A 23581-nucleotide genomic window follows, 5' to 3' on the forward strand; every position below is an offset into this window, starting at 1 on the left:
TGGTTACGCAAGCTGCCGCCTCCGGGCCCTGACTCGGTCATCCGAGTGCCTCATCGAACCGAAGGACCGAGACGCCCGCGCCCCGGCTGTGGAACACCCGCAGACGAGTCATGAGCATGCTGGCGAAGGTCTCGGCCTCCCACTCGCATTGCTCGTCGTCGCCCAGATCGACCGCCTTCTGGTGGGCGCGCTGGCTGAGCATGTAGGCGATGAGATCGTCGCTGGCCTCCAGCACCACCTCGGTCGCGGCCTCGCCCGGATGGTCGAAGACGATGTGACCGAGCTCGTGCGCGAGGGTGTGCTCGCGGCTGGGCAGGGCCTGCGCCAGCACGATCACGTCGCGGTCGGGATAGCTGCGCCGCTGGCCGCACACGCCCGGACCCAGTTGGGCACTGGCGATCTCGATGGGTCGCCGCCGTTCCGCGGAGATGGCCAGCACCACCTCGTCGAGGTCGGTGGCGTCGAAGTCGGCGGCCACCGCGCACACCGCGTCCACCGCGGCGGCCACCCGGCGGTAGGACCCGATGCTATGAGCCTTGCTCTCGGTCATCGCGGTCCCCTCATGCCCTCGGTCCGAAGAACGCCGCGCGTGCGGCATCGACGCGTCCCTGGGCGGCGGACGCGCTCTGGAAACTCACCGCGCCGGAACCGGTGCCCACCAAGGCCATGGCGATCAGGCCGCCGATCACCGACAACACCTTGATCGGCGGGATCGGCTCGTTGTTGGAGGTCGGCTTGATCTCCGGATTCGGCTGGGCCAGAACGGGAGTCGGAGCGGGCGCCGGTGGCGGCGGTGGTGGTGGTGCGGCGGGCTCGGCCGCCGGCGCGGGCGCGGCCGCCGGGGCCACCACGGCGGGCAGCTGCGGCACGGCGGGAGGCTGCGGGATCTCCAACGGCACCGGCGGCACCACGGCGGGCGGGCTGGGCAGCGGAATCAGCAGGAGCAGCAAGGGGGAAGCGCAGATCGCGGCCGAGCCCAAACCCGCGGAACCGACCGCCGCGGAACCCACCGCGGCCGAACCCAGATCGGCGGAACCGGCCGCCGAGCCCGCACCGGCGGAGCCGACGCCCGAACCCGTCGCGGCCGAACCGACACCGGAGCCCGCCGAGCCCACGCCGGTCGAACCGCCGACGGCGGAACCCAGGCCCGCGGAACCGATTCCGGCGGAGCCGACCGCGGCCGAACCGGTGCAGAACGCGGCCAGCCCGGCCGAGCCGACGGCGGCCGAACCCACGGCGGCCGAACCCGTTGCGGCCGAACCGGTGCCGAGCAGAATGCCCAGCAGCGCGGAGCCGGTGCCGATACCCGCCGAACCGACGCCCGCCGAACCCAGACCGAGCACGGATCCGGTACCCAGGCCCGCGGAACCCACCGCGGCGGAACCGGTCCCGAGCGCCGCCGAACCGGTGCCGCCCACGGCCGAGCCCAATCCCGCTCCGGCGGAGCCGGTTACGGCCGAACCGGTGCCCAGCGCGGCCGATCCGGTGCCGCCGAGCACGGTGCCCAGTCCGGCCGAACCGACGGCGGCCGAGCCGACTCCGGCGGAACCCACGGCCGCCGAACCGGTTCCGAGACCGAGAAGAATGGAGAGCAGATCCTGCGGCCCGGCCACCGGGGTGACGGGCGGCTGGGCGTCGATGGGCTGGGACTGGGGAACCGGCTGGCCCGGATCCTGCCCGGCGGGGACGGGATCGAGCGGGATGCCCCCGGGCTGCGCGTCGGCAACCCCGGGCCCGAGCAGCGCCGAACCGGCGACAGCCGCGATCACTGCCACCAGGCGCATTGCACGATCGACGATCATGCGACAGCCATCCCCTCATCGATACCGCGCATTGGCTTGCTCCGCACCAGTGGTACGGAATCTCGATCCGCACCAGGCGGATCGAGACAGGGTTCGAGCTCACCTTGTCGCCCCGATTGCCAGACCGTTGCGGAACGCGGTCATCCTAACGGTCACCACGCCGCCCCGCACAAGTCCCGATCGCATTAGGGGTGCCAACAAACCGTACGCCTGCGCGTCCCCCTACGTATCGAATATCACCAAGCGCCCCAGCCCAATTGGCCTAGACCATGCCGGCACGGCGGACCTCACAACTCCCCGATCGCGACTGTGAGGTCCGACCCACTTGTCCAATACCGACAAATCAGACCAATGCGGCAGCAAATCACCTGCTCACCGCACCCGGCCTCAACGCGCCCAGGGCGCGACCACCGGATCCTGGCCCGGAATCAGTCCCTGGCCGCCCACGGGGAGCACAACCAGCGCCTCGAACGGCTCCTCGCCCGGATTTGCCATGGCGAACATCTGATGCGCGGGAACCACCAGCGCATCCCCGGCCTCGACCCGGAACACGTCCTCCCCCATGGTCACCGTCATGCCACCGGACAACGCGACGAAGATCTCCTCGCGATCCAGGGCGTGCGGCGGCGCGTCCACACCCGGCTTGATGGTGAGCCGCCAGGCGCAGTTCTCGGTCGAACCGCGGCTCGGGGCCGCCAGACCGACGAAGGTGGCGTGGTCGTTCTCGAATCGGGGGGCTTCGGCGGCGGTGATCAATGGCATGGCTGTTCCTCTTCTCTCTTCTTCTCTCGGCCGGAATCGCGGCGCTACTGAGCCCACGGCGGGCTGACACGCTCCCCGCCGGGAGCCTGCGCGTAGGCCCCCACCGGCAGGATCGCGACCGCCTCGAACGGCTCCTCCCCCGGCACCGAGAGCTTGAAGACGGTGTCCGCCGGAATCACCAGCGCGTCGCCGGCTCGGAAATCCCTGGTCTCGCCGTCCATCTCGATGCGGGCGCTGCCGGCCAGCGCCACGAAGATCTCCTCCCGCGACACCGCGTGCGCGTGCCCCTCGTTCCCGGGCCGCAGTGTGAATCTCCACACACTGTTCTCCTTGGATCCCCGGCTGGGCGCGGCCAGCCCGATGGCGGTCATGCCCGGGCCTTCGAAGGTGGGTGCGTCGGCGGACTTGATGAGTGGCATGCTGTCTCCTATATCTTCAACCAAGGTGTTCAACTACAGTTGAATATATGTCCCCGCGAAAGGAGAGTCAACACATGGATTTCGGCGTGCTACTCGGCCAGGCCTACCAGTCCTTCGTGCAGCAACTGCACGCCCATCTCGCCGAGCACGGCCACGAGGTACTCGGCGCGTCCTACGGCTACGTCCTGCGTTCCCTGTCCGAATCCCCCCGCACCGCAAGCCAACTGGGCGAACAGCTCGGCATCACCGCCCAGGGCGCGGCCAAGGTCGTCGACGAGATGGTCCGCCACGACTACGTGGAGCGCCGCCCCGACCCGGCCGACAAACGCGCCAAACTCCTGCATCTCGCGCCCCGCGGCGAGGACATGCTCCGCACCGTGCGCGAATTCCACGCCGCCTACGAACAACGCCTCGCCGAACGCGTCGGATCCGCGCAGGTCGCGACCACCCGCGCGGTCCTCGACGAAATCAAGGACGAGGCAACCGAACCCGCCCGAGTCCGGACGTTCCGGTCATTGTGACCGCGGGCCATCCCGGCCGCGAAACGCGCGAAGCCGCCCCCGGGCGAGAGGATCCGGGGACGGCTCGGGCGCGCCGGCCAGCGGCGCGCACGGGATCCGATGGTGTTCGGATCCGGGGTGCGCGGTCGGGCTGTGGTGGCCGCGCACGTTTCGGGCGCGCGTCAGGCCGAGGCGGTGACGCGGTACTGGTTGAGGCTGTCGATGCGCTCGACGGCCTCGGTGATGATGCGGTCGATCAGGTCGGCCACGGTCGGCAGGTCCTCGATGATGCCCGCGACCTGGCCGGAGGCGAGGACGCCCGCGTGGGTATTGCCTTCCACCAGACCGGCTTTCAGCAGCATCGGGGTGTTGGCCGCCATGATGACCTGGGACCAGGTGAGGTCCTTGTGCTTGCGCATGGCCAGACCGTCCTTGACGATGGTCGACCACTTCATGCCGGTCATGGCCTTGAACTTGAAGGCATTGGAGACCGCGGCGGACAGGCCGCGCACGCCGCTGGAGTGCTCGAGCTTGTCGACCAGTTCGGTGTTGAGCACACGGTGCGGCATGCCGTCGACCTTCTTGGAGACGACGGTGTCCATCAGGCCGCGCTTGAGGTATTCCTGCTTCACCGAATCCGGCACGCTGGAGTCCTGGGTGAGCAGGAAGCGGGTGCCCATGGCGACACCGGCGGCACCGTAGGACAGCGCCGCGGCCAGACCCCGGCCGTCGAAGAAGCCGCCACCGGCCACCACCGGAATGTCGACGGCGTCGAGGACCGACGGCAGCAGCAGAGTCGTTGCGACGGAACCGGTGTGGCCACCGCCCTCGCCGCCCTGCACGATCACCGCGTCCGCGCCCCAGGAGGCGACCTTGACCGCGTGCTTGGCCGCACCGATGGACGGCACGACCACCACGCCGTTGTCCTTCAGCCGCGCGATGAGCTCCTTCTTGGGAGCCAGCGCGAACGAGGCCACCTTCACGCCCTCGCGGATCATCAGCTCGCAACGCTCGGTGGCATCCGAACCGTCGGCGCGGATATTGACGCCGAAGGGCTTGTCGGTCTTGGCTTTCGTCTTGGCGATGGCCTGTTCGAGCTCCTCGAACGACATGGTCGCCGAGGCGAGGATGCCGAGGCCGCCCGCGTTGGCGGTGGCTGCGACCAGGCCCGGACCGGCGACCCAGCCCATGCCGGTCTGCACGATCGGGTGCTCGATGCCGACCAGTTCGGTCAGCGGCGTCCTGAGCTTCTGGGCGGTCATGCCGTCACTTCCTTCTCGCGGAAACCCTTGGGGTCCAGCACGGTCCGGATGATGGTGAGCTCTTCCTCGGTGGGCAGCCGGGTTTCGCCCGCCTCGGCCAGCCCGGCGATCTCGAAGGAGGTGTTCTCGGCGACCTCGTCGGCGCTCACGCCCGGGTGCAGCGACAGCGCGCGCATGGTGTGGTCCGGGCCGTTGTAGTCGAACACGCCCAGGTTCGAGACCACCCGGTGCAGGTGGTGGAACCGGTAGGCCGGATTCTCGGAATCGATCTTGTCGTAACCGATTCCGGAGACGATGTCGACCTGCTCCACGAACACCCGCTTGTTGTGCTTGGGCACGAAGTAGCTAGTAGCGTGGTTGATGGTGTTGCCCGGCGCGCCGCGCACACCGAACATCTGCCGGGTCGGCTGCTGCAGCGGGCCGAACGCCGACAGGTTCTGGTTGCCGAAGCGGTCGAGCTGGTTGGCGCCCATGACCACATGGCGGCGACCGGAATTCACCACGTCGAAGACCTTGGAGAACGGAATCCAGCCCTCGATGGGCGCCTTGCCGCCGATCGGCGGGATCTCGGCGAAGAACAGCGCCTCACCGTCGGAGAGCAACAGATCCGGCTCGAAGGTGAGCCGCGCCAGCCGCGCGCCGATGGTGGTGACGGTGGACATGGGCGAGGCCATGATCTCGCCCGCGCCCCGGAAGATCTCCGCCGCCGCGACCACGCAGATCTCAGCGCGAGTGATGGTGGAAGTCTCGGTCATTACTTCTGCTCCTCGGCGAAAGCCTTGACGGCGGCCTGGTATTCGTCTTCCGAGGCATCCAGGTAGCGGGCCTTGAACTCGGCCCACGACTCGGGCGTCTTGGCGGCCTCGACATAGTGGCGCTGGAACTTCTCGTCGCGGCCGTAGCTGCCGGAGAAGGTGAAGTGCGCGCCGCCGGGGGCCTCGACCACGCCGTCGACCATCATGCGGTTGAGGATGAGGGCCTGCGTCGGAACGGATTTCACCAGTTCCTCGGTCTCGACCAGGCGGTCCACCGACAGGTAGCGCTTCTCTGCGGAGAGCATGTACAGGTCGTCCATGTACGGATCGACGCCGGTGTAGGCGGCATTGCCGTGCTTGTCGCCCAGGTCCAGGTGCACGAAAGCGGCATCCAGGTTCAAAGCGGGCATGGCGACGAGGGTTTCGGCCTTGCCGTCGGTCAGGTAAGGCGACTGAACAGTCTTCAGCTCGCCCTCCCAGAAATCGATGACGGCCGAACCCAATCCGGCGCGGATCGGCAGGAACGGCAGCCGGGCCGCCGCGGCCTGCAGACCGCACTTGACCATGCCCTCGTCCATTTCGCGCACGGTGATCGCGCCCTCGGTACGCGCCTTGGCGAACCACGGGTCGTAGAACGGCGCGGAGTCCAGGGACACGAAGCCGTAGTACGCCTTGCGGACCTTGCCCGCCGAGCAGAGCAGACCCAGGTCCGGGCCACCGTAGGTGACCACGGTCAGATCGGTGACATCCGAACGCAGCAGCGCCCGCACGAACGCCATCGGCTTACGCCGGGAACCCCAGCCGCCGATGCCGATGGTCATTCCGCTGCGCAGTTCGCCGACAACCTCGTCGAGCGACATTCGCTTGTCGCGCATAGTTCTTACGACTCCTTCTTCGGTGCCGAATTCTTTTGGGCGGCCAGATCGTCGTCGAAGCGCGCCCGGATCTCGTCGGCCACGCCCGCGAGGTTGAGCTCCATGGTGAAGCCCTGCTCGAAGCGGTAGGAGCGGTGCACGTCCTGCACGTCGATGCCGTTGAGCGCCTTCTTCGCGGCGCGGATGACGCGGCCGTCCTTGTTGGCGATGTTCTTGGCGACTTCCATTGCGGCGGCGTCGAGTTCGGCCCGCGGGACCACCTTGAAGACCGAGCCGTAGTGGTGCAGCTGCTGCGCGGTGAGGGTGCCCGCGGTGTAGAACATGGTCCGCATCAGGTGCTGCGGGACCAGTCGAGCCAGGTGGGTGGCCGCACCGAGCGCGCCGCGGTCGACCTCGGGGAGGCCGAAGGTCGCGTCGTCGGAGGCGACGATGACATCGGAGTTGCCGACCAGGCCGATGCCGCCGCCGAGGCAGAAGCCGTTCACGGCGGTGACCACGGGGACCTCGCAGTCGTAGACCGCGGCGAAGGCGGCGAAGCAGCCGTGGTTGGCGCGGATCAGGGCGGTGTGCCCGACATCGCGGTTCATCTCCTTGATGTCCACGCCCGCGTTGAAGCCGCGACCCTCGGCGCGCAGGACGACCACCCGGGTCTCCGGGTTCTTCCCGGCCTGGGTGATGGCGTCGGCCAGGGCGAACCAGCCGTCCGAAGGCAGCGCGTTGACCGGCGGGTAGTCGACAGTGACGACTTCGACGCCCTCGGTTTCGGTGTGACGGTTGATCCCCATCGAATGTCCCATCGTTGGCAAAACAAGCAAGTGCTTGGTAGGTTAGCACGGTGGGAATCGAAGTAAACCTGTCCGGCTCGGTCGTCCTGGTCACCGGCGGCGTGCGCGGCGTCGGAGCCGGCATCAGCCGGGTCTTCCTGGACGCGGGCGCGACCGTGGTGGCCTGCGCGCGGCGGCCCGCGGACACCCCCGTGGAGAGCAATGGACGCGGGATCGACTTCCTGCCGTGCGATGTGCGCGATACGGATTCGGTGCGCGGGCTGATCGACGCGATCGCGGAGAAGTACGGGCGACTGGACACCGTGGTGAACAATGCCGGTGGCGCGCCTTTCGCCCTGGCCGCGGACGCCAGTGCCAACTTCCACTCGAAGATCGTGCAGTTGAACCTGCTCGCGCCGCTGCTGGTTTCACAGGTCGCCAACGAGGTGATGCAGAAGCAGGAGACGGGTGGATCGATCGTGATGATCTCCAGCGTCTCCGGGCACCGGCCCTCGCCGGGTACCGCCGCCTACGGTGCCGCGAAAGCCGGTGTGGACAGCCTCGTTTCCTCGCTCGCGGTGGAGTGGGCTCCCAAGGTCCGGATGAACTCCGTCATCTGCGGCCTGGTCAATACCGAGTCCTCGCATCTGCACTATGGCGACGACGACGGCATCGCGGCGGTCAGCCGCACGGTTCCCATGCAGCGCATGGCAACCCCCGAAGACATCGGCCGCACGGCCGCCTTCCTGGCCTCGCCCCTGGCCGCCTACATCACCGGCAGCGCGCTGCTCGTGCACGGCGGTGGCGAGAAGCCCGCCTTCCTGGAAGCTTCCACCGCAGACGTCCCCGCCGTCTCCGGCCACTAGACGGCCTGGCCCCAGCCCCTTTCGGGGGCGCGGGGGTCAAGCCCCCGAATCCCATCTTTCACATCAGTGAGGTAATCGATATGACCGACAACAAGATCTGCGACGGCCGCGTCGTCATCGTGACCGGAGCGGGTCGCGGCATCGGCCGGGCCCACGCCCTCGCCTTCGCCGCCGCGGGTGCGAAGGTCGTGGTGAACGACATCGGTGCCGAGCTCGACGGCGCGCCCAGCCCCGACTCCCCGGCCGCGCAGGTCGTCGAGGAGATCAAGGCCCTCGGCAGCGACGCCGTCGTGAACGGCGACGACATCTCCGACTGGGAGGGCGCGCGCCGCCTGATCGCCACCGCCGTCGAAACCTTCGGCCGCCTCGACGTTCTCGTCAACAACGCGGGCATCGTGCGCGACCGCATGCTGGTCAACCTCGGCGAGGACGAGTGGGACGCCGTCATCAAGGTGCACCTCAAGGGCCACTTCGCCCCCATGCGGCACGCCGCCGAATACTGGCGCAACGAGGCCAAGGCCGGACGCACCCCCGAGGCCCGCATCATCAACACCAGCTCCGGCGCGGGCCTGCTCGGCTCGGTCGGCCAGGGCAACTACTCCGCCGCCAAGTCCGGCATCGCGGGCCTGACCCTCACCGCCGCGGCCGAATTCGCGCGCTACGGCATCACCGTCAACGCCATCGCCCCGGCCGCCCGCACCCGCATGACCGAGCAGGTCTTCGCCGACATGATGGCCGCCCCCGAGGACGGCTTCGACGCCATGGCCCCGGAAAACGTGTCGCCCCTGGTGGTCTGGCTCGGCTCCGCCGATTCCGCCGGCGTCACCGGCCGCATGTTCGAGGTCGAGGGCGGCAAGGTCACCGTCGCCGACGGCTGGCGCCACGGCGTCTCCATCGACCGCGGCGCCCGCTGGGAACCGGCCGAACTCGGCCCGGTAGTCCGCGACCTGCTCTCCAAGGCCACCACCCCGGAACCGGTCTACGGCGCGTAGCCCGCACTCCCGCACCGAGCCGCCTCCGGAACCTCTCGCCCCGGGGGCGGCTTCGTGTTTCTCCGCTACTTCTTTCGGATGCCCGACACCAGGGCGAAGAGGGTGTCCAGGACCGGGGTCGGGGTCAGGGAGGTGGCGACCACCTGGATCTTTCCGGCGAGGCCGGGGATGTAGCGGGCGTGGGGACGCTTTGCGGTGAGCGCCTTTTCGACTTCCTTGACGACCGAATCGACCGGGGCGGCGATCTTGGGGACCTGCTGGGACATTCTGCGCAGGCCCGCGAGGTGGGTGCTGTAGAGGTCGCGCTGGGCTTCGGTGAGGTGGGCCGTGGTGGTGTCGACCATGTCGGTGGCGCCGAACCAGAGGTCGGTGGCGATGGGGCCCGGCTCGATCAGCGAAGTGCGGATTCCCCAGGGGCGCAGTTCCACTCGGAGGGCGTCGACCAGGCCCTCGAGGGCGAACTTGGAGGAGTTGTAGGCGCCGGTGCCGGGGGTCGAGACCCGGCCGGAGAGGGACGAGATGAAGACGGCTCGGCCCTTGCTGGCGCGCAGGCGCGGGAGGACCGCCTGGGTGACGGCGAACTGGCCGAAGACATTGACCTCGAACTGGTTTCGGAGCTCGTCGAGGGTGAGCAGCTCCACCGGGCCGTCGACGACGACGCCCGCGTTGTTGACCACGGCGGTCAGGTCGGCGGGGAGGGCCTCGTCCAGTGCGGCGATGTCATCGGGGTTGGTGACGTCGAGTTGTATCGGGGTGATGCGGGAGTCGGCGGCGGTGAGGGCCTCGCCGTCGGAGAGCTTGCGGACGCCCGCGTAGACCTGCCAGCCCTGCTGTGCCATCCGCAGGCAGATGGCCTTTCCGATACCGCGCGCCGCGCCCGTGACCAACACAGAGTTCATGGTGGTCAGCCTAATTCGGCGCGGCCGGGCGTGGCGTGGGGTAATGGGGATGCCGTTCGGGGGTGAGGGTGCCACCATGTGGCGATGGGGAATGTCCTGATTGTCGGAGACCTGCATGGAAATACGACATTCGCACAGGCGATGTTGCAGGTCGCGAAGCGAAATGACTGCGGAAAGGTCTTCGTGGTGGGGGACTTCGGGGCCTGGGAGCACATGCACTCGGGGCGGCGGTATTTCGATGTGGTGAACCGGTCGGCCAAGAAGGCCGCGGTCACCGTCTACTTCCTGGACGGCAACCATGACAAGAGCTCGCTGCTGCACGAGCTCTATGACGACCATCGTGACGACGAGGGATTCCTGGTGTGTCGCACACACCTCCGGTACGCACCGCGCGGACACCGGTGGACCTGGGACGAGACAAGTTTCGCCGCCTTCGGCGGGGCACGATCGACCGACAAGGGCTGGCGACTCGCCAAGGAGGCGCGCAAGGCCGCTCAGGCCGAGACGCGGCGGCGCTACGGCTCGTCGAAGCGACCGGAAACGGCGGGCACGCTGTGGTTTCCGGAGGAGGAGATGACCGACGAGGAACTGGACGCCGCGCTGGAGGCAGACAGCTCACCGGTGGACATTCTGCTCACCCACGACAAACCACGCGGGTCGCAGCCCAAGTGGAACCGCAAGGACAAGCCGGAGTGCTTCCCCAACCAGGACCGCATCCAGCGTGTGGTCGAGACGCTGCGGCCCAGCGTCCTGTTCCACGGCCACCTGCACGTCCGCTACACCGACACCATCGCTTCCGGCGACGGCCGGTGGACCCGCGTCGAGGGTCTGGCCTGCGACCCGGAAGCCTCCCAGTACCTGGAGTATTCGGGCGAACACTCCTGGTACGTGCTGCGATTGCCCTATGCCGAGGAACGGCTCGAGGGCACCGACGAGACCGAGCCCAGTTCCCTACCCGCGTGATTCGTCATAGGAGGAAGTGCCCTCGTCGAGCAGGGGCTCCTCCACTTTGAAGTGGGCCGGGGCGAACAGGCGCAGCACGTGATAGCCGGTGATGACGACCAGGGTGCCCAGCGCGATGCCGCTGAGGGTGAAGTTGTCGGTGAACTTCATGCTCACATTGCCGATGCCGATGATCAGGCCCGCCGCGGCGGGCACCAGGTTCAGCGGATTGCGCAGGTCGACCTTGGCGTTGGTCCAGATCTGCGCGCCCAGCAGGCCGATCATGCCGTAGAGGATGACGGTGATGCCGCCGAGCACGCCGCCGGGAATGGCCGCGACGATCGCGCCGAACTTCGGACACAGGCCGAAGAGCAGCGCGAAAAAGGCGGCGGCCCAATAGGCGGCGGTCGAGTAGACGCGGGTGGCCGCCATGACGCCGATGTTCTCGGAGTAGGTGGTGTTGGGCGGGCCGCCGACCGCGGTGGACAGCATCGACGCCGCGCCGTCAGCGGCGATGGCGGTGCCGAGCTTGTCGTCCAGATTGCCGCCGGTCATCTCGCCGACCGCCTTCACATGCCCGGCGTTCTCCGCGACCAGCGCGATCACCACGGGCAGGGCGACCAGCACCGCCGACCACTGGAACGAGGGCGCGTGGAAGGTCGGCAGCCCGATCCAGTCCGCCTTGCCCACCCCGGAGAGGTCCAGACGCCAGTGGTCGACGACCTTGCCGCTGCCGTCGGCCGAGTGGATCTGGCCGAACACCCGGTCCAGCACCCACGAGAGCCCGTACCCGAAGATCAGGCCCAGGAAAATCGCGATGCGCGAGAAGAATCCGCGCAGACCGACCACGGCCAGACCGGTGAAGAGCATGACCAGCAGCGCGGTCCACTGGTCCTGCGGCCAGTAGGTGGAGGCCGTGACCGGGGCCAGATTGAAGCCGATGAGCATGACCACCGCGCCGGTCACCACCGGCGGCATGGCCGCGTGAATGATGCGCGCCCCGAACTTCTGAACCGCCAGACCGATCAGAAACAGTGCCGCACCCACCGCGAGGCAAGCCCCGGTAACCGTCGCGCTACTTCCGCCCTGCGCCCGGATCACCGCTGCCACGCCCACGAACGACAGCGAACAGCCCAGGTAGCTGGGCACCTGCCCGCGGGTGGCCAGCAGGAAGATCGCGGTGGCCACGCCGGACATCATGATGGCCAGGTTGGGGTCCAGCCCCATCAGCACCGGCGCCACGAAACTCGCCCCGAACATGGCCACGACGTGCTGCGCACCCAAGCCGAAGGTGCGGGGCCAGGACAGTCGCTCATCCGGCCGCACCACCGCGCCGGGTGCGGGCGTACGCCCGTCGCCGTGCACCGTCCAGCGGACACCCAAAACCATCAATCGCCCGCTTTCTCCCGAAGGTCCGAAACCACTCCGCGCACATCCTAATCCGAGCAAACCCCCAGCTCCCGCCCACACACGTCGCCACGAGAACCGGCCGGCATCGGCGGGCAGCGGCCGGAATTCGACATCGCCGGTCCCCGGCCTCCCCCACGCGACCTTTCAGCGACATTGTGGGTGCCGGTCCCATCGCCGTGAACGCGGACCACTCGCACCTCGGCGGGTATGTCGGCCTCGGGGCGACCCGCGCGAGCTGCCCCGCTCAGCCGCTCATGTCAGGCCGTACCGGCGCCGCACGCGAGGAGGTAGGGCATAGCGATTCACCGTATCGTCGTCCGAGCCGACCGGGACCCGTTGCGACACCGCAGGATTCGTCCGGTCGGAGCCGACAGGCAGTGGCCTGTGCCGGATGTCGGCAGGATCGGGCGGGGAGGCCGAGGTGGGCGGCGATGCTGCGTTATCCGAGCGCTCGACGGTCGTTCGCACGAGATGTCGTAGCGCGCGGGCGACGGACGGATCGGAGGTGAGCTCCTCCCGCAGGGCGGCGGCCCGTTTCAGCGCGCGACCGAGCGCCAACCCGTGCGCACGCGAAACCGATTGCGCCACTGCCGGGTCCGGCATGGTCAATGTGGTGATGCGCCCGTCCGCGGCGACCTCCACGTCGACCCCGTCCACTACGGCGCGCGCACGCACCCCGTCGACGGCGTCTTGAACCCGACGGGCCTTGCGCGCCAACTCCTCGAATCGAGCATCCATCGATCCCGGCATGCGTTCCAGGCTACGGAGAGGACATGAGATGGCTTGTCACATTGGAAACTTCGCGCACCAGGACGGTCAGGGCCGCACACGGATCTGCTGCATCATGTCGTGGTCGGCGTGGTCGAGGTTGTGGCAGTGCCAGACATAGCCGCGAATCTCGGGCGAGTCCGCCATGCCGCCGGGCATACCCGCGCCGGTCGGGGACATGGCTTCCGCGCCCGGCGGAATCGTGAGCACCGTGTCGGGGTCGAAGCCGAGCTCGTCGGCCGACGGCCACTTCACCAGAATCCTGGTGATGGTGTCGGTGGGGCATTCGACGGTGTCCTTCCAGCCGGCTTCCCAGGGCGGCGGCCCCTCTTCGGGCCCGATGGCGAAGGCGTCGGCCGAAGGGGCCCAGCGGATCCCGAACTTGGGCGGATAGTTCGCGAGGAAATACGCCGAGGTGAGGATGGGCTGGCGCGCGATCACCCGGAGCCGGGCCAGGTGCAGGTGGATGGGGTGGTCGAAGGGCGTGGTGTTGACGATGTCCCACTGTTCGACGGTGCCCGCCGCGGCCAGATCGATGTCCGAGCTCAGGAAGGGCAGGTTGTTCAGCGACATCATGGTCGGGAAGACCGCCGCGGCCCGGGCATCGTCATTGAGCCCGAGCAGGGTCATCGTGCGTGTGGCGCTCGGCCGGTAGACGGGTTCGAGCGCGTCCGGCTGACCGGGTCCACCCCGCAGGGTGAACGGAACCGGCTGGGCCGGACCGTCTCCCGCGCCGACGAAGCGCATGATGGGCCGTAGCTCGGGAGCCATGAACACGGCATTGCCGAGATCGTTCTTGGCGGTATTGATCAGATCGACGCTCGCCCCGTCCGCGACGGCGCTGAAATCGACCAGCAGATCCACCCGTTCGCCCGGGCTGACCCGGATCGACGGCGTCGGCACGGGTCCGTTCAGCAGTCCCAGATCGCCTCCGATGACGAAGAACAGCATGCCGTTGGAGAACTCGAAAATATAAGGGCGCGAATTGGATCCGTTGAGCAGCCGGAACCGGTAGACGGTGCGCCGCACCTCCAGCCGCGGCCACACCACCCCGTTCACGCAGCACACGTCGCCCAGCTGCCCGGATTGGTTGTAGCCCTGCGGAATATAGGTAGCCACCATGGGTTGCAGGCTGCCGTCGGCGTTGAAGGTCCGGTCTTGCACGATGAGCGGGACCTCGAACTCGCCGCTGGGCAGCCCGAGCGGGTTGTCGTCGCGCCCGGTGTCGAATTCGTCTCTCAGGTAGTACATCCCGGCCAATCCGGCCTGGATGTTCAGCCTGGTGATCCCCATGGCGTGATCGTGATACCAGAGGGTGGCCGCCTCCTGCCGGTTCCCGTACGCGAAGCTCGGCCCGCCGCCGTTGCGCCACCCGATGAGCGGATGCCCGTCCGAGTCGGGGGCATTCGCGCCCCCGTGCAGATGCACGGTGAAGCGCGGGTCGGTGCGGTCCAGCTCGGTGACCCCGTGCATGGTGAGATCCACATGCTCGGCCAGCACATGCGGGCCGAGCTCATTGCGAAAACCTATGCGCGCCATCTGATCACGGTGCGCCTCAAGATTGGGCCCGAGCACCGGCCGCTCGAACCCCCAGCTGCGGGTCTCCGGCAGATCCCGGTGATAGCGATGGGTACCCGAGGTTGCCGCCAATTCCCCCGCGACCCCGCGGGTTTCGGGGATGGGCAGTTCGTCGACATAGGGCTGCAGCGCGGGCGAGTGGTAGTTGAACGGCGTGATCGGGGGCGGGGGCAGCGGCGGAATGGGCACGGGCGGCGGGGGCAGGGGCACGGGGTCGGCCGATGCCGACGCCAGATAGCCCATGCCCGCGACTCCGAGGGCTCCCAGGAGGAACCCCCGTCTCGGCAGGTTCTCGGTCATCATCCAGTCCCACCCGGACAACTGCGCTGTCAACCGGTCTATCGCTCGACGATAGCCGACATTACGAGGCCCCGTAGCGGAAAAGCCGCCCACCGAATCCCGGTGCGCGGCTTCCCTGGAACTTGCGGCGGGCCTAGCTCAGACGCTCGATGATGGTGACATTGGCCGTGCCGCCACCCTCGCAGATGGTGAGCAGGCCGTAGCGCCCGTTCACCCGCTCCAGCTCGTTGAGCAGGGTGGAGAACAGCTTGGCGCCGGTCGCCCCCAGCGGGTGGCCCAACGCGATCGCGCCACCGTTGACGTTGACCTTGTCCGGGTCGGCCCCGGTCTCCTTGATCCAGGCCAGCACGACCGACGCGAACGCCTCGTTGATCTCGATGACGTCCATGTCCTCGATGGTCAGCCCGGTCTTCTCCAGCGCCCACTTGGTGGCCGGGATCGGCGCGGTGAGCATGTAGATCGGGTCCGCGCCGCGCGCGCTCACGTGGTGGATGCGCGCCCGCGGGGTGAGCCCGTACTCGGCGACCGCCCAGTCCGAGGCCAGCAGGGTGGCGCTGGAACCGTCGGAGATCTGGCTGGCCAGCGCGGCGGTGATGCGGCTGCCCTCGGCCAGCGGCTGCAGCCCGGCCATCTTCTCCAGGGTGGTCTCGCGCGGGCACTCGTCGATCCAGAAGTCGCCGACCGGGACGATCTCGCGGTCGAACTTGCCGTCCACGATGGCCTTTCGGGCGCGCTCGTTGCTGCGCAGCGCCCACTCCTCCATGTCACGGCGGGAGATGTCCCACTTCTCGGCGATCATGGTGGCCGAATTGAACTGCGACACTTCACCGGTGCCGTAGCGGTGATCCCAGCCCTGCGCGCCGACGAACGGCGAGTCGAACCCGTAGGCCTGCCCGGCCAGCATGGCCGCCGAGATCGGGATGGCGGACATGTTCTGCACGCCGCCGGCCACGATCACCTCGGAGGTGCCGGACATGATGGCCTGCGCGCCGAAGTGGATGGCCTGCTGCGAGGAACCGCACTGGCGGTCCACCGTGACACCCGGCACCGACTCCGGGTAGCCCGCGGCCAACCACGAAGTGCGCGCGATGTTTCCGGCCTGCGGGCCGATGGTGTCGCAGCAGCCGAACACCACGTCGTCCACGGCGGCCGGGTCGAGGCTGCTGCGCTCGATCAGCCCCTTGATGGCGGCCGCGCCGAGATCGGCCGGGTGCACGGCCGACAGCGAACCGCCCCGCTTGCCGACCGGGGTGCGCACGGCGTCGATCACATACGCCTCACGCATCGGCGAGTACTGGCGGCGGGACGGTGCTGACATGGGAACTCCTACTGCTTCGTACGAGAGCTGAAAGCTAAACGCGCTGTTCGGGATTGGTGAGACCGTCGAGGACGATGGTCAAGTACTGCTTGGCGAGGCTGTCCACGGTGATGCGGCCGCCCGGCTGGTACCAGCGCACCGACACCCAGACGGTGTCGCGCAGGAACCGGTAGGCGAGTTCGACATCCATCTCCGGCCGGAAGCTGCCGTCCTCGACACCGTTGGTCAGGACGCGGTGCCAGAGCTCGCGGAACTCCTTGTTGTATTCGGAGATGTAGCCGAATCGTGGTGTGCCACTGAGCCGTTTGGCCTCGGCCTGGTAGATGGCCACGGCGGCGTGGAAGTGGTCGAACGACTCATAGGACGCGACGACGAGGGCTTCCAGCGTGTCGCGGGCGGGCAGGCCCGCCGCCACGATCTCGCGATAGCGGCCGAAGAGGTCGTCGAGGAACCCGCGCAGGATTTCGTCCACCATGGCTTCTTTGGAATCGAAGTGGTGGTACAGACTCCCGGATAGAATCCCCGCCGCGTCGGCAATGTCACGAACCGTGGTGGCGCGCAGCCCGCGTTCCGCGAATAGGTTCGCGGCCAGGCCGAGCAGCTCGTTGCGACGTGCTGATTTGGAGGGGTCAGGTTGGGTCACTCCGCCAATATACAACCAAGCATTTGCTTGGTCCACTGGCCACCCCGGTGACCGGCACCGTCACCCGGATCAGCGCACGGAATACCGCAGCGGCGAGGACACCGACAGGTCCGCGAGCAGGCGATCGCAGATGACCACCGGCGATATCCCCGCCCGGGCCATCCGCGCGACCAGGGCCAGGCGACGTTCGGGGCTGTCCCATTCGACCGTCAGCGGTTCCTGCCCGGGCCCGGCGTCCACGGTGGCCATCACCCGCGGTGGCACGCCGTCGTGGCCGGGCTCCTCGATGAGCTTCAGGACCATCCCCCGCTGCCATGCCCGGTAGGTCTCCATGTCGGCTCCCACCACCAATTTGTCCGTGGCAGCGCACAACCCCTGCGCTATCCCGTCCGCGAAGGCCACATGGTCGTACCGCAGGCGTCTGCAGGTCCGCACCACCTCCAACAGGTCGGCGCGCACCTCGCACAGCAGGGCGGTCCTCTTGCGGCGACGGCGATCGGCTTCGGTGTCGACGTAGCCCGCCGCACGCGACAGACCCAGCCGGCGGGCGCGATCGCGGTCGCGAATCATGTCCCGCCGCAACGCGGCGCGCGGATCGCGAGCCACGTCGGTTTCGTCCACGGCGTGTTGTTCGAGGATCTGCGCCGCCCGCATGGCGGTGGCGCGCTCGGAGTCGTGGTCGAGTAATTCCGCACCCAATGTGAGCGCGGCCAGAACGACATTGTCGAGCCTTCGGCGCGCAAGAACGACCTCGCGCACCAGCTCGAGTTCCAATTCCTCGTGGGCTTGTTCTGGGGCTGCTTGTTGTCTGCGATCCGGACCCATGGGTCGTGCCCTTCGACTAGCGGTACCGGCCTAAACCAGGATTGCACAAGGACACCCTCAACGCGCCAGCCATTTTGCGCCCCGAATAAAACTGGCACTGCCGCGCCCCCTCCGGGACGCGGCAGTGAGAAAAGCTGCGACCTGACGACACAGCATTTCGCGACAACCGAACGCACTAATTCGGTTGCGCGGATGCGTAATCCGAATTACGCGCGCTGACTGGAAATGGAAACCACTTCACCGGTCAGGTAGGTGGTGTAGTCACTCGCGAGCATGGCGATGGTGGCGGCTACCTCCCACGGCTCGGCCGCGCGGCCGAAGGCCTCACCGGCCGCCAGGCGGTCGAGCAGATCGGCCGAGGTGACCTTGTCCAGGAACGCGTGGCGGGCGATGGACGGGGCGACCGCGTTGATGCGGACCCCGAACTCGGCGGCCTCCACCGCGCTGCAGCGGGTCAGCGCCATGACACCGGCCTTGGCCGCGGCGTAGTGGGCCTGGCCGTGCTGGGCGCGCCAGCCCAGCACCGAGGCGTTGTTGACCACGACACCGCCGTGGCCGGCCTCGCGGAAGTACTTGAGTACGGCCCGAGTTGCCCGGAAGGTCCCGTTCAGCGTGATGTCGAGAACCTTGTCCCACTGCTCGTCGGTCATGTCGACCACCGGCACCTCGCCGCCGAGGCCCGCGTTGTTGACCATCACGTCGATGCGGCCGAAGGCGGCCACGGCCCCGGCGATCAGGGCGTCGACCTGTTCGGTCGAGCTGACGTCACAGGGCACGGAAGCGACTCGCCGGTCCGAGAATTCGGCCTGCAGGGCTTCCTCGGTCTCCTTCAGGCGACGCTCGTGCCAGTCGGAGATCACGACATCCGCACCCTCGGAGAGCAGGCGGCGCGCGGTGGCCGAGCCGATGCCGGTGCCCGCGGCGGCGGTGACGACCGCGATCTTGCCCGCGAGCAGATTGTGTCCGGGGGTGATTTCGGGAGCGGTGGACAAATCGGTCACGGTCGTGCCTCTCGGGGAAGTCCGAGCACGCGCTCGGAGATGATGTTGCGCTGCACCTCGTTCGAACCGCCGTAGATGGTGTCCGCGCGAGTGAAAAGGAACATGCGCTGCCAGGCATTGAGATCATCGCCGGGGCCGTCGGCGATCAGGCCGGGCGCGCCGAGCACGTCCATGGCCAATTCACCCAGTCCGCGATGCCAATTGGCCCACAGCAGCTTGGTCACCGACGCCTGCCCGGCGGCGGTGCGGGCATCCACGGACGCTCCGTCGTGGCCCGACTCCAGGGTGCGCAGCACGTGCGCGCGCAGCACCCGCAGCCCGACCCACGCCTTGTCGAGGCGGTCGGCGATGACCGGATTCTCGATGGCGCCGTTCGCCTTCGCCACGGCCTCGAGGTCGGCCAGCTCGCGCGCGTAGCGGATCTGCTGGCCCACGGTCGAGATGCCGCGCTCGAAGGTGAGCGTGCCCATCGCGACCTTCCACCCGTCGCCGGGCTGCCCGACCACGAGATCGGCCGCGGTGCGGGCATTGTCGAAGAAGACCTCGTTGAATTCCGCGGTCCCGGTGAGCTGGATGATGGGCCGCACCTCGACGCCCGGCTGCTTCATCGGAACGAGCAGGTAGGACAGGCCGTGGTGGCGGGTCGAGCCCTTCTCGGTGCGGGCGACCACGAAGCACCAGTCCGACAGATGCGCCAGCGAGGTCCAGATCTTCTGGCCGTTGATCACCCATTCGTCGCCGTCGAGCTGGGCGGAGGTGGTGACAGCGGCCAGGTCCGAGCCCGCGCCCGGCTCCGAATAACCCTGGCACCACAGCTCGGTGACATTGCGGATGCCCGGCAGGAAGCGCTTCTTCTGCTCCTCGGTGCCGAAGGCGATGACCGTGGGGCCGAGCAGCTCCTCACCCAGGTGCGAGACCCGGCTGGGCGCATCGGCTTTGGCGTACTCCTCGTGGAAGATGACCTGCTGCCGCAGCGTGGCGTCGCGGCCGCCCCATTCCTTGGGCCAGCCCAGGCAGGTCAGACCGGCGGCGGCGAGGGCGCGGTCCCATTCGAGCCGCTCCTCGAAGGCCTCGTGCTCGCGCCCGGGACCACCCAGACCGCGCAGCTCGCGGAACTGGCCGTTCAGGTTCTCGGCCAGCCATTCCCGCACCTCGGTGCGGAATGCGGCATCCTCCGGGGGCTCAATCCCGCTGGCCGGTTCGGGGGTCTGGATCATGCTCACGTCGGTAGAGTAACCTACCAAGCACTTGCTTTGTTAGACCCATTCCCGGACAGCGAGGACGCCCTGTGACATCTCCTCCGCAGACCACACCGCTCGCTCTGCACGAGGCCGCGCGTCTTTACGGCGACGCGCCGGCCGTGGGCGACGGTGCCGTGCGACTGAGCTGGTCGCAACTGCTGGACTCGGTGCGTGAGACCGCACGTGCGCTCATCGCCCGCGGCATTCAGCGCGGCGACCGCATCGGCATCTGGGCCCCCAATACCCACCACTGGGTGACCGCCGTTCTGGCCACCCACTACGTGGGCGCGGCGATCGTTCCGTTCAATACGCGCTACGTGGCGGCCGAGGCCGCCGAGGTGCTGTCGCGGACGAACGCCAAGGCGCTGTTCATCGCGGGCACCTTCCTCGGCCGCGACCGCCTGGCCGAACTGCGCGCCGCCGCACCGGAACTGGGCATCGAGACCACCATCGTCATCCCCGTCGAGGGCGAGGAACCGATCGAGAACGCCCCCGGCGGGCCGGGAAGTGTCATCGCCTGGTCCGAATTGGGCAAGGTGGCCGAGGCGGTGAGCCTCGAGCAGGCCGTCGCCCGCGCGGAATCGGTGTCACCGGAAGATCTTTCGGACATCCTGTTCACCTCCGGCACCACCGGGCGCAGCAAGGGCGTGCCCATCGCGCACCACCAGGTGCTCGGCAGCGCGCGGGCCTGGGCCGACTGCGCGACGCTGAACAACACCGACAACTACCTGGTCATCCCGCCGTTCTTCCACAGCTTCGGCTACAAGGCGGGCATTCTCACCTCCCTGGTGACCGGGGCGACCATCATTCCGCAGGCCGTCTTCGACGTCGGTGCGACCATGCGGCTCATCCACGACGAGCGCATCACCGTCCTCACCGGGCCGCCGACCATCCACCAGTCCATCCTCGATCACCCGGCGCGCGGCGAGGCCGACCTGTCCAGCCTGCGCGTCGCGGTCACCGGCGCGGCCACCGTGCCGGTCGTGCTCATCGAGAGAATGCGCGGCGAGCTGGATCTCGAGGTGGTGCTGACCGCCTACGGCCAGACCGAGTCCGGCGGGTTCGGCACCATGTGCCGGCCCGAGGACTCCAGCGAGACCATCGCCAACACCTGCGGCCGCGCCATCGACGGCTTCGAGATGAAGCTGGCCGACAATGGCGAACTGCTGCTGCGCAGCTACCAGGTCATGCGCGGCTATCTCGACGATCCGCAGGCCACGGCCGCGACCATCGATCCGGACGGCTGGCTGCACACCGGCGATGTCGCGGTGATCGACGAACGCGGCTACATGAAGGTCACCGACCGGCTCAAGGACATGTACATCTCCGGCGGCTTCAATGTGTATCCCGCCGAGATCGAGCAGACCATGGCCCGGCTCGAGGGCGTCGCCGAGACGGCGGTCATCGGCGTGCCGGACGAGCGCATGGGCGAGGTCGGCAAGGTGTTCGTGGTGCGCCGCAACGGTTTCGAGCTGTCCGAGGAGGACGTGCGCGCCTACGCCAAGGAGCAGCTGGCCAACTTCAAGGTTCCGAAGTACATCGAGTTCCGCGACGAGCTGCCGTACAACGCCGCGGGGAAAGTGCTCAAGCGGCAACTACGTGAGGAGAAGGCGTGAGCCAGCAACCGGGAGCCATTCCCGATGAGGGCGAGGTCGTCCTCTACGAGAAGCGCGGACCGATCGCGGTCGTCACGCTCAACCGGCCGGATTACCGCAATGCGCAGAACTCGGTCATGACCTACGCCCTCGACGCCGCTTTCGAGCGGGCCGTCGAGGATCCCGAGGTCAAGGTGATCGTGTTGGGCGGCGCCGGAAAGCATTTCAGCGCCGGACACGACATCGGCACGCCGGGCCGCGATCACCACATCGAGTACGAGAACAAGGCCGCGCTGTGGTGGGACCACACCGACCGGCTCGGCGGCGATCAGCGTTTCGCCCGCGAGTCCGAGGTGTACCTGGGCATGTGCCGGCGCTGGCGGGAGATTCCCAAGCCGACCATCGCCATGGTGCAGGGTGCGTGCATCGCCGGTGCGCTCATGCTGGCGTGGTCCTGCGACATGATCGTGGCGTCGGAGGACGCGTTCTTCTCCGATCCGGTGGTGCGCATGGGCATTCCGGGTGTCGAGTACTTCGCGCACCCGTGGGTGCTGGGTCCGCGCCGCGCCAAGGAGATCCTGTTCACCGGCGAGCGCTTCACCGCTGCACAGGCTTACGAGTGGGGCATGCTCAATCATGTTGTCCCGCGCGAGGACCTGGAGACGAAGACCTTCGCGCTGGCCGAGAAGATCGCGGAGATGCCGCAGTTCGGGCTGGCGCTGACCAAGAAGGCCGTCAACCAGTGCGAGGACCTGATGGGGATGCGCGCGGGCATGGACTCCGTGTTCGGGCTGCACCACTTCGCACACGCCCACAATGCCGAGGTCGGCACCGACTCGCTGGGCGGCATGAACGCCAGGTCGATGAAGGCCGCGGCCGTGAACGGCTCACCGAACTCAGCTACTACTAATGACGGGGCCAACTAAGTGGATCTCGAATTCGACGCCAAGACCGAGGAATTCCGTGCCGAGGTGCGCGCGTTCCTGGCGGCCAACGTGCCCGCCACGCCCCTGCCCTCCATGGACACCGAGGAAGGGTTCGAGGCGCATCGCGCGTGGGAGGCCAAGCTGGCCGAGGCCCGCCTGTCGTGTGTGGCCTGGCCCGCCGAGTACGGCGGCCGCGACGCCTCGCTGACCGAATGGGTCATCTTCGAGGAGGAGTATTACGCCGCGGGCGCGCCGGGTCGCGTCTCGCAGAACGGCATCTTCCTGCTCGCGCCGACGCTCTTCGAGCACGGCTCCCCCGAGCAGCTGGCCCGCATCCTGCCGAGAATGGCTCGCGCGGACGACATCTGGGCGCAGGCGTGGTCCGAGCCCGAGGCCGGGTCGGACCTGGCGGGCATCCGCTCCACCGCCAAGCGCACCGAGGGCGGCTGGCTGCTCAACGGCCAGAAGACCTGGAGCTCGCGAGCCTCGTTCGCGGACTGGGGTTTCGGCCTGTTCCGCAGCGACCCGGAGGCCGAGCGGCACCGCGGCCTGACCTACCTGATGTTCCCGCTCACCGCGGAAGGCATTACGGTGCGGCCGATTCCGCAGCTGGACGGCGAGCCGGGCTTCGCGGAGATCTTCCTGGACAATGTGTTCGTGCCGGACGCCGACGTGATCGGTGAGGCCAACAACGGCTGGAAGGTCGCCATGGCGACCTCGAGCAACGAGCGCGGGCTGTCGCTGCGCGCGCCGGGCCGGTTCACCGCCACCGCCGCCAAGCTCATCGAGCTGTGGCAGGGCGCGGCTGACGAGTCCGACACCGCCCTCGCGGACCGCGTGGTCGACGCGTGGGTGGGCGCGGAGGCGTACCGCCTCAACACCTGGGCCACCGTGACCCGCCTGGCCGACGGTGGTCAGCTGGGCGCGGAATCCTCGGTGAACAAGGTGTTCTGGTCGGACCTGGACATCGCCATGCACGAGACCGCGCTCGACCTGCACGGCGCGGCCGCGGAGCAGGAGTCGGCCTGGACCGACGGCTACCTGTTCTCGCTGGCGGGCCCGATCTACGCCGGCACCAACGAGATTCAGCGCAATATCATCGCCGAACGCCTGCTCGGCCTGCCGCGATAGCCACAGG

24 protein-coding genes are annotated in these 23581 nt (G+C 68.3%); 7 read left to right on the plus strand and 17 right to left on the minus strand.

The window, feature by feature from the left end:
• Positions 1 to 37 precede the first annotated feature (37 nt).
• The 4 genes from GPX89_RS18990 to GPX89_RS19005 form a co-directional block, all read right to left on the minus strand.
• A complete protein-coding gene (locus tag GPX89_RS18990) occupies positions 38 to 550 on the minus strand; it encodes an ImmA/IrrE family metallo-endopeptidase (protein WP_040803108.1) in 513 nt (170 codons plus the stop codon).
• 10 nt (positions 551 to 560) lie between these two features.
• The gene (locus tag GPX89_RS18995) at positions 561 to 1802 is read right to left on the minus strand and encodes a hypothetical protein (protein WP_157388897.1); all 1242 of its coding nucleotides are present in this window, start codon (positions 1800 to 1802) and stop codon (positions 561 to 563) included.
• 387 nt (positions 1803 to 2189) lie between these two features.
• Positions 2190 to 2564, minus strand: a complete 375-nt coding sequence (locus tag GPX89_RS19000; protein WP_157388898.1) for a cupin domain-containing protein — start codon at positions 2562 to 2564, stop codon at positions 2190 to 2192.
• Between the two features lie 44 nt (positions 2565 to 2608).
• Positions 2609 to 2983, minus strand: a complete 375-nt coding sequence (locus GPX89_RS19005; protein WP_157388899.1) for a cupin domain-containing protein — start codon at positions 2981 to 2983, stop codon at positions 2609 to 2611.
• A gap of 74 nt (positions 2984 to 3057) precedes the next feature.
• On the opposite strand from GPX89_RS19005, the gene GPX89_RS19010 reads away from it, so the two are divergent.
• Positions 3058 to 3504 carry a MarR family winged helix-turn-helix transcriptional regulator gene (locus GPX89_RS19010; protein WP_157388900.1) on the plus strand — a complete coding sequence of 149 codons (447 nt, stop codon included), beginning with the start codon at positions 3058 to 3060 and terminating at the stop codon, positions 3502 to 3504.
• Positions 3505 to 3665: 161 nt separating this feature from the next.
• Here GPX89_RS19010 and GPX89_RS19015 read toward each other — a convergent pair whose 3' ends face one another.
• From GPX89_RS19015 to GPX89_RS19030, 4 genes are read right to left on the minus strand one after another with little or no spacing between them, the layout of a single operon-like run.
• Positions 3666 to 4745, minus strand: coding sequence for an NAD(P)H-dependent flavin oxidoreductase (locus GPX89_RS19015; RefSeq protein ID WP_157388901.1), 1080 nt, complete (start codon positions 4743 to 4745; stop codon positions 3666 to 3668).
• Entirely contained in the window at positions 4742 to 5500 is a 759-nt protein-coding gene (locus GPX89_RS19020; protein ID WP_157388902.1) for a CoA-transferase subunit beta, read from the minus strand. Before GPX89_RS19020 ends, GPX89_RS19015 begins: the two co-directional genes overlap by 4 nt.
• A complete protein-coding gene (locus tag GPX89_RS19025) occupies positions 5500 to 6375 on the minus strand; it encodes a CoA transferase subunit A (protein ID WP_157388903.1) in 876 nt (291 codons plus the stop codon). Before GPX89_RS19025 ends, GPX89_RS19020 begins: the two co-directional genes overlap by 1 nt.
• Positions 6376 to 6380: 5 nt before the next feature.
• Entirely contained in the window at positions 6381 to 7160 is a 780-nt protein-coding gene (locus GPX89_RS19030; protein WP_157388904.1) for an enoyl-CoA hydratase family protein, read from the minus strand.
• Positions 7161 to 7210: 50 nt separating this feature from the next.
• On the opposite strand from GPX89_RS19030, the gene GPX89_RS19035 reads away from it, so the two are divergent.
• Entirely contained in the window at positions 7211 to 8005 is a 795-nt protein-coding gene (locus GPX89_RS19035; protein ID WP_407939414.1) for an SDR family oxidoreductase, read from the plus strand.
• An 80-nt stretch (positions 8006 to 8085) separates the two neighbouring features.
• The gene (locus tag GPX89_RS19040) at positions 8086 to 8997 is read left to right on the plus strand and encodes an SDR family oxidoreductase (protein WP_157388905.1); all 912 of its coding nucleotides are present in this window, start codon (positions 8086 to 8088) and stop codon (positions 8995 to 8997) included.
• Between the two features lie 65 nt (positions 8998 to 9062).
• On the opposite strand, the gene GPX89_RS19045 is transcribed toward GPX89_RS19040, so the two are convergent.
• Entirely contained in the window at positions 9063 to 9896 is an 834-nt protein-coding gene (locus GPX89_RS19045) for an SDR family NAD(P)-dependent oxidoreductase (protein ID WP_157388906.1), read from the minus strand.
• 84 nt (positions 9897 to 9980) lie between these two features.
• On the opposite strand from GPX89_RS19045, the gene GPX89_RS19050 reads away from it, so the two are divergent.
• Entirely contained in the window at positions 9981 to 10859 is an 879-nt protein-coding gene (locus tag GPX89_RS19050; RefSeq protein ID WP_157388907.1) for a metallophosphoesterase family protein, read from the plus strand.
• On the opposite strand, the gene GPX89_RS19055 is transcribed toward GPX89_RS19050, so the two are convergent.
• The 8 genes from GPX89_RS19055 to GPX89_RS19090 form a co-directional block, all read right to left on the minus strand.
• The gene (locus tag GPX89_RS19055) at positions 10848 to 12227 is read right to left on the minus strand and encodes a uracil-xanthine permease family protein (RefSeq protein WP_157388908.1); all 1380 of its coding nucleotides are present in this window, start codon (positions 12225 to 12227) and stop codon (positions 10848 to 10850) included. The two genes, GPX89_RS19050 and GPX89_RS19055, sit on opposite strands and share 12 nt — an antisense overlap.
• 273 nt (positions 12228 to 12500) lie before the next feature.
• Entirely contained in the window at positions 12501 to 12998 is a 498-nt protein-coding gene (locus tag GPX89_RS19060; protein ID WP_157388909.1) for a hypothetical protein, read from the minus strand.
• A 66-nt stretch (positions 12999 to 13064) separates the two neighbouring features.
• Positions 13065 to 14894: a multicopper oxidase family protein gene (locus tag GPX89_RS19065; RefSeq protein ID WP_198347494.1), complete on the minus strand. Its 1830-nt coding sequence runs from the start codon at positions 14892 to 14894 to the stop codon at positions 13065 to 13067.
• A gap of 133 nt (positions 14895 to 15027) precedes the next feature.
• Positions 15028 to 16179, minus strand: a complete 1152-nt coding sequence (locus tag GPX89_RS19070; protein WP_157389194.1) for an acetyl-CoA C-acetyltransferase — start codon at positions 16177 to 16179, stop codon at positions 15028 to 15030.
• Positions 16180 to 16246: 67 nt separating this feature from the next.
• A complete protein-coding gene (locus GPX89_RS19075) occupies positions 16247 to 16855 on the minus strand; it encodes a TetR/AcrR family transcriptional regulator (RefSeq protein ID WP_328602004.1) in 609 nt (202 codons plus the stop codon).
• A 69-nt stretch (positions 16856 to 16924) separates the two neighbouring features.
• Complete coding sequence (locus tag GPX89_RS19080) at positions 16925 to 17680, minus strand: hypothetical protein (RefSeq protein WP_157388912.1); 756 nt, start codon at positions 17678 to 17680, stop codon at positions 16925 to 16927.
• Positions 17681 to 17886: 206 nt separating this feature from the next.
• On the minus strand, positions 17887 to 18681 hold the full coding sequence (locus tag GPX89_RS19085) for an SDR family oxidoreductase (RefSeq protein WP_328602005.1): 795 nt from the start codon (positions 18679 to 18681) through the stop codon (positions 17887 to 17889).
• Positions 18678 to 19898, minus strand: a complete 1221-nt coding sequence (locus GPX89_RS19090; protein ID WP_157389196.1) for an acyl-CoA dehydrogenase family protein — start codon at positions 19896 to 19898, stop codon at positions 18678 to 18680. The genes GPX89_RS19085 and GPX89_RS19090 overlap by 4 nt, the downstream gene beginning before the upstream one ends.
• A 71-nt stretch (positions 19899 to 19969) precedes the next feature.
• Between GPX89_RS19090 and GPX89_RS19095 the strand changes: the two genes are divergently transcribed.
• From GPX89_RS19095 to GPX89_RS19105, 3 genes are read left to right on the plus strand one after another with little or no spacing between them, the layout of a single operon-like run.
• Entirely contained in the window at positions 19970 to 21538 is a 1569-nt protein-coding gene (locus GPX89_RS19095; protein ID WP_328602006.1) for a FadD3 family acyl-CoA ligase, read from the plus strand.
• Positions 21535 to 22443: an enoyl-CoA hydratase gene (locus tag GPX89_RS19100; protein ID WP_328602007.1), complete on the plus strand. Its 909-nt coding sequence runs from the start codon at positions 21535 to 21537 to the stop codon at positions 22441 to 22443. Before GPX89_RS19095 ends, GPX89_RS19100 begins: the two co-directional genes overlap by 4 nt.
• Positions 22444 to 23574 carry an acyl-CoA dehydrogenase family protein gene (locus GPX89_RS19105; protein ID WP_328602008.1) on the plus strand — a complete coding sequence of 377 codons (1131 nt, stop codon included), beginning with the start codon at positions 22444 to 22446 and terminating at the stop codon, positions 23572 to 23574.
• Positions 23575 to 23581: the final 7 nt, after the last annotated feature.

The sequence above is a fragment of the Nocardia terrae genome, assembly GCF_009760405.1.
GTDB classification, from domain to species: domain Bacteria; phylum Actinomycetota; class Actinomycetes; order Mycobacteriales; family Mycobacteriaceae; genus Nocardia; species Nocardia terrae.